This window comes from uncultured Lutibacter sp. (assembly GCF_947493565.1).
Lineage (GTDB): Bacteria > Bacteroidota > Bacteroidia > Flavobacteriales > Flavobacteriaceae > Lutibacter > Lutibacter aestuarii.
The window spans coordinates 23,137-29,136 of sequence record NZ_CANLRG010000014.1 but is presented as its reverse complement, the minus strand read 5'-3'; the positions used below and the strand labels follow the sequence as shown (position 1 = coordinate 29,136).

Here is a 6,000-nt window from a genome sequence, read left to right as displayed (position 1 = left end):
TGGTCAATAATGAGTAATTTTAAATCGAAACCTATTTTCTCATAGGATTTTTTTCGACAGGGTACTTTTTGTTCTTTTATACTTTCGTTGTTTAAGTTGTCTAACTTTTAGTCAACCTATTTCAGGAAAGTACATGGATTTCACTTGCAGCTAACGAGTTTGAATATGAAAAGTTGCGTTTTATAAACGTAAATTTTCAATGTTTAAATATAATATTTTTTAATTTTAGAAACATTCTATTTTACGGAATGCAGCAATTTTTTATATGCGTTGTTGGGCTTTCGTACTTATTTTATGTCTTTTTCTAATTTGTCTGGATTTTGTCTTGTGTCAAAAACTGTTATAATCTCAATTTCATTTCTGCCAAAGTTTATTCTATAGTAGAAAGTTGTTTGTTTTGTTACGACACATTTAAAAAGTCCTTTAAACTCGGAAGATTGTGGACAACTTTCAGGTTGTTCTGAAATCTGGTCAATTTTAGAAGTTAATTTTTTAATAAAATCATTGCGAACTTTTAAATTCCAATTCTCCAGTAGAAAATCGCTCAATTTTAAAAGCTTATTTTCAGCTAATTCTGATAAAAATACTTTCATTAAGAAATTTTTTTCAAAAAGTCAGAGTATTCAACTCTTTTTCCTTTATTCAATTCTTTAATTCCTTTTTGAATTTCTTTTTGCTCAGATAAACTCAGTTCATTCCAAAAATCGACTTTTTCTTTTTGAATAAATTCCGTGATTTTTTCAATGAATTTGTCATTATCAATGTTGAGAATCATTTTTACTAGTTCTATTTTAGAAGTTTGAATATTCATAATATGTTATTTCTAAATTCAAAGTTACAAAAAAATCGGTTTATATTTTGAAACTAATTTTTTTTCGGTTGTATGAAGCCCAACGGTTTAGAGTTATGATTTGTGCGTTAGGAAAATCGGAGATTTTTCGGACGTAGCAAATCGTTTGTTGAATGTTTGTCGGTTAATATTTAGTTTAAAAGTAAGCATAAATTATACGCATTGTTGTAATTTTTTAGCGACACGTTCTGCTGATAAATGAATTTAAGTATTTTTCAAGGTTTTTCATCTTTGTTCCTCATATAATTTTTTTAACACATACAATACAATGGGAATTGCAATAATAACTCCAATAATAGAAGCAATAAGTTCAGTGCCTTTTAAATCTCCATATCCCCATATATACATAATTACAGTAAAAAAAATAATTAAGCATACAGTTAAAAATAAATAGTCCTTGCGATTTAATTTATTATTTGGTTTAGAATTTATCATTTCACTTGTTTTTTTGCAATTTTTTTTCGTTTCAAGGCTCAATCCGTTATGATTTTAAAATCTTGCAACTCATTGAGTTTTTCCGTTTCAACTCTCAAATCGGTGGAGTGGAAGTGAACTCAGAATTTATCATTAATGTTCAATTTATCTTTAAACGATTTTTAAAATCAATTCGTTGCTCAAATTCTATTCGATTCAATATTCAATCTGTAATTTACTAAAAATCATTTTATTAAACTCAATTTAATCTCATTTTATTTATGACCGAATTTCAATCGAGCTATTAATTACAACGGTTTGGTACATGAAAAGTTGCGGATTTTAAGGTGCAATTTTTCAAGTTTTAAATTTAGTATTTTTTTATTTTAGAAACATTCAATTTTAGAAAATTAAGCAATTTTTTATGTGCATTGTTAGCCACAGTAGGGCAGCACCCAACTTTAGGCAAAAACAAGCCTTAGATATCTACTCCAAAACCAACCGAATCAGAATGCCAGCGAAAAGTATTTAAATCCTCTTTTCAGCATTGATTAAGCAAATCAGAATCTAAATACAAAATCAATTTCATTGCATTTAGGTTGGTAGTTTAAGATTTGTAACTACGCCTTTTTTGGAAAAGAACGAGTCAGAACGCCAACGAATTATTCATTTAAACTATTCATTTTTCAACCTAGTTTTTAGTTTGTTAAAAAACTAAATTTTTCTTGCGTTTAGTTCCCAAAAAAGGATTGAAATCGCACATTTAATTTAAAGAACTTAATTTTAATTTGTTAATCAACTCATTCATAGCCAACTAAATCGTTTTGCCCTGTTGTGGTTAACGGGTTTTTATAAGATTTGTGCGACTGGAAAATCGGAGATTTTTCGGACGTAGCAAATCGTTAGTTGAATGTTTGTCGTTTGTGTTAGTTCAAATTTAAGCATAAATTTTATGAGTTGTTGCCCACTGCTAATTTTGTTTTAATAGTGAACTCAAAGTTTCAACTTTAATTTTAAATTCTTTAATCTGCTCAATTTGTCCAACTGATAAACCTTTGATATTTAACAAACAACCATATGTTTCACAAAATTCTTTTTCTACATCGTTTGAATGACCATTAGGACAAATATATTTCTCTTTATCTTTACCTAATAAACTTTTTGAAGATTTAATACTTCCTTTATCCTCAAGATTCTCAAGATATTCAATGATTTTAATCATTTGAGATAAATCATTTGTTGAATAATTTTCTTTATTAATATTTAAACAAATAATTGCAACTCCAATTTCTCCTTTTTCTATTAACCATAACACTTTTTCAGGAGAAAAAAGATTATTGATTTTTATAAAATCAAATATTTGTGTTGGATTTTCAATCAGTTTCTCATATAGAATATTTGTCGAAGTTTCTTTCTCTAATATTCTAAAATAATTAGTAATGTTATTTATTAAAATTTTTCCGTTATCACTATCTTTTGGAATTGTATTTCCATAAACTCTTAAAAAATTAGTTAATAATTTTTCGGAAATACTCAAAATAGGGTTCTGTTGAATAAAATGCCATTCCTCTTGTGTGAGTAATAAATCTTTTTGAGCTTTATTAATTATCTGTTTTTTTGTTAACTCATTCGTTAAAATGTCATTTGATATAGATTCTTTCAGTTTTAAATTGTTATTCTCATTTTTATTTGATGAATAATTAACAAGAACAGCTGTTCCCGAAACAGAAATCATAAACATAGATTTATTGCCTCCTGAAATCTGATCGAAGTCTATTGATAATCCTAAAATAGCATTTGCTCCGAGGTTTCGTGCTTTAACTTTTAAGTTTTGAATAGAAGTCTCATAAATGTTTTTAAGCTTATTTTGATATGAACTTGAAGTTCCTCCAAAAATATCTAAAAATGATGCTCCAATATCTGAAAACAAATTCGTACCAACAACTACGTTATTGTTAATAACTCCGAAGTATTTTGATACATTTCCTCCCTCAATATTGTTCGTTGAAGTGATAATAAATTCTTGTTCCATTTTTCATATAATTTTTTTCGCATTAGTTGTGGGCAACGGTCTAGTGTATGATTTCGTTGCGTTTTTAAGCACTAAAGTTAGCAAATAAATCACAGATAGAAAGTCCGCGAGGACTTTCGTAAGTAGGCTATAACTAGCAATGAATTATACACATTGTTGGCAACTGGCTTTTCTATCCGATTTTTATTTGTCAATCGAAACTAAAACTTTTTCAATTCCGAGTTTTTGCCATTCTCCATTTCTGAATTCTGGTCTTGACCTTAAATTTCCTAAAACTCCCGAAGTTTCTCTAAATCTGTTTGCATTCCAAACTTTTTGTTTAGAAGTTCCGTTTTTATAAAATGTCGTGATATAAGCTGTTTTGGTCAATAAAAGTCTCTTTTTAAATTCAGATTCCGTTGACGGATTTAATTCAATTGGTAAAATTCCATTTGAATAGTCAACTATTCTTTCTTTAGAAAATTCTCTTTTTGGTAATTCACTTTGCGTTGGTAGTGCATTTTTTGCTCTAATTTCAATTCTCAAATTTTCCAAAACAGACTCAATTAATTCTCCATCATATTCGTCAAGAAAATCTTGTTTTATAAGTTCCGATATTTTTTCTTGATAATTTTCGTCGAGTAGTTTTTTTGTCAGTTCTTTATGTTCCTCTCTGCGATTTAATTTTTTTAATCCGTTAAGAGTGAAATTCCGCAATGATTCTTGGTTAAAATTTTCTTTAGCAAATATTTCGACAAATTTTAAGCCTTTGTCATTATCCTTTGTGAACTTTATTGTTTCTAAAAGTATTGGGTCTTCTTGTTTTGCTAAATCTCCATCGTAAAAAATTTGGATTCCTTGTCCAATTAAAATTCCGTATTCGAGTTTTAACTGACGCATATATGAAAATAACTGTTGTTGGAATCTTGAATTAAGTGGAATGTTTGGTTGTTTAATTTCAATCACGAACAATTTTCTATTATCGGAATCTTTTATTACAAAATCAGGTGTAATTCTGTTTGAGGCACCAACTTGAAAGGAAGGTCGAATTTCTATATCTCCAGAATATTCTTTCCAATCCAAAACTCTTAAAGCTTGGACTACATTTTGTTCAAAATCACTTTCGCTAATATCAGTCCGAATATTGTCGGATAATAAAAAGCAGATTTCATTCCATTTTTCGTTGTTCATTTTCGGTTTTCTCGGTTTTTTTAGCTTGTTGCCAACGTGTTTGGCTATGGTTTCGTTGCGTGAAAATCCGCGAGGATTTTCCGCCGAAAACCGAAGATAGCAAATTTGCGAGGACTTTCCGAGAGGAAAGTCAGAAGCAATGAACTATAGCCGGTGTTGTGTGGCGTTATTTTTTGTCATTATAAATTTTCGCTAAAGACTCAATCAATTTTGGAACGTGTTCATAGTCAAATTCTGGTCCTGGATAAATTTTGTTATTATTATCACATTTATTCAACCTAACAGTTTTGTTTTTTGAAATGTGTGTTATTCTTAATTTAGCATTTGGGTCATCCCAACCCAAAGGAATTTCTAAATATTCATTTTCAGATGAGTCTTTTTTGTATTCCATAAATCGTGAAATAGTTTAAAATTATAATTTGAAATTACCAAACTTATAGTTTTGAACATCAATTTTTGATTCTTTTGAAACTTTACCATTCAAGATAAAAACATCATAGTAAATCGTAAATTTACCCATATAGTCAGTTTTTTTTCTGAACAGTTCAGATAGTTCTTTAGGTAATTCAATATTCGTTTTACTTATTTTGCCTTCCTTCTTTGTTAATCTAACCTTACCCTTTGAATAAGTTATATCATATTTAGCATTTGATTTTAATTGATAACCAAGTTTAGAAGTAGGTTTAAGTTTGGTTTCAGAATATTCTTTCTCCAAAAATTTGTTAAGTTTCTCTAAATTAAATGAAATATCGATGTTTGTATTTCCGTCTTTATCTACTATAAAATTTATATATCCCGAAATATTATTTAGATTATTATTTGAAATAAAATTAAGAATTGTTGTTTTTAAATCATCTTTTATTCTTCTATAATCTTCGGGGTAGAATTCTTTGTAATCAAAGATTTTAGAATCCTTTACTGCATAAAATTCTTCTAATTTTTCTTTTCTTGCTTCTTCGGCCAAAGGCATATCACCTACAACTCTCATTTCTCCAAGTATATTTACTATCACATTACCACTTTCTCTTGGTAATTGATGAAATATTATTTCCCATTTTTCTCCACTTTCACTACCTGTAGAATCAAATTGGTAATACGGTGATTCCATAGAGATTGCTCCTCCATATATTGTTTTTATTGATATTGAGGTAGGCGGTAAAATAATATGATTTCCTGTTGGAATATAATCGTATTCAACACTAAAATTTAGATTTGTTTCGTTTTGATAATTATTACTTGTGTTAACATTCCATAGTGTAGTTCTTGCACCTAAATTTTGAGCGAAAACTTTAACACTTATTGTAGTTTCGTCAAGAATATCGATACTTTCAATATCTATTCTTATTTGCCCAAAAGAAAAAAATGTAATTAAAAAGGTTAATGGAAATATAATATGTTTCATTTTTAGGTTATTTTGGTTAATGACACACAACGTTTTAGTATAAGGAAAGTTGCGGTTTATTAACCGTAATTTTCCGATGTTTAAATTTAGTATTATTTTGTTTTAGAACCATTCTGTTTTATGGATTTAGCA

At 28.3% G+C, this 6,000-nt stretch carries 7 protein-coding genes; all 7 read right to left on the bottom strand.

The annotated features are described in order from the left end of the window. Positions 1-287: 287 nt before the first annotated feature. Positions 288-593, bottom strand: coding sequence for a type II toxin-antitoxin system RelE/ParE family toxin (locus Q0714_RS13965; protein WP_298266139.1), 306 nt, complete (start codon positions 591-593; stop codon positions 288-290). Then, complete coding sequence (locus Q0714_RS13960; RefSeq protein WP_298266137.1) at positions 593-811, bottom strand: hypothetical protein; 219 nt, start codon at positions 809-811, stop codon at positions 593-595. Before Q0714_RS13960 ends, Q0714_RS13965 begins: the two co-directional genes overlap by 1 nt. A 264-nt stretch (positions 812-1,075) precedes the next feature. Next, entirely contained in the window at positions 1,076-1,285 is a 210-nt protein-coding gene (locus Q0714_RS13955; RefSeq protein ID WP_298266135.1) for a hypothetical protein, read from the bottom strand. 949 nt (positions 1,286-2,234) lie between these two features. Beyond that, positions 2,235-3,296, bottom strand: a complete 1,062-nt coding sequence (locus Q0714_RS13950) for a YbjQ family protein (protein WP_298266133.1) — start codon at positions 3,294-3,296, stop codon at positions 2,235-2,237. Between the two features lie 183 nt (positions 3,297-3,479). Further along, positions 3,480-4,466 carry a type I restriction enzyme HsdR N-terminal domain-containing protein gene (locus Q0714_RS13945; protein ID WP_298266131.1) on the bottom strand — a complete coding sequence of 329 codons (987 nt, stop codon included), beginning with the start codon at positions 4,464-4,466 and terminating at the stop codon, positions 3,480-3,482. A 166-nt stretch (positions 4,467-4,632) separates the two neighbouring features. Next, the gene (locus Q0714_RS13940; protein WP_298266129.1) at positions 4,633-4,857 is read right to left on the bottom strand and encodes a hypothetical protein; all 225 of its coding nucleotides are present in this window, start codon (positions 4,855-4,857) and stop codon (positions 4,633-4,635) included. A gap of 21 nt (positions 4,858-4,878) precedes the next feature. After that, entirely contained in the window at positions 4,879-5,868 is a 990-nt protein-coding gene (locus Q0714_RS13935) for a hypothetical protein (protein ID WP_298266127.1), read from the bottom strand. Positions 5,869-6,000: the final 132 nt, after the last annotated feature.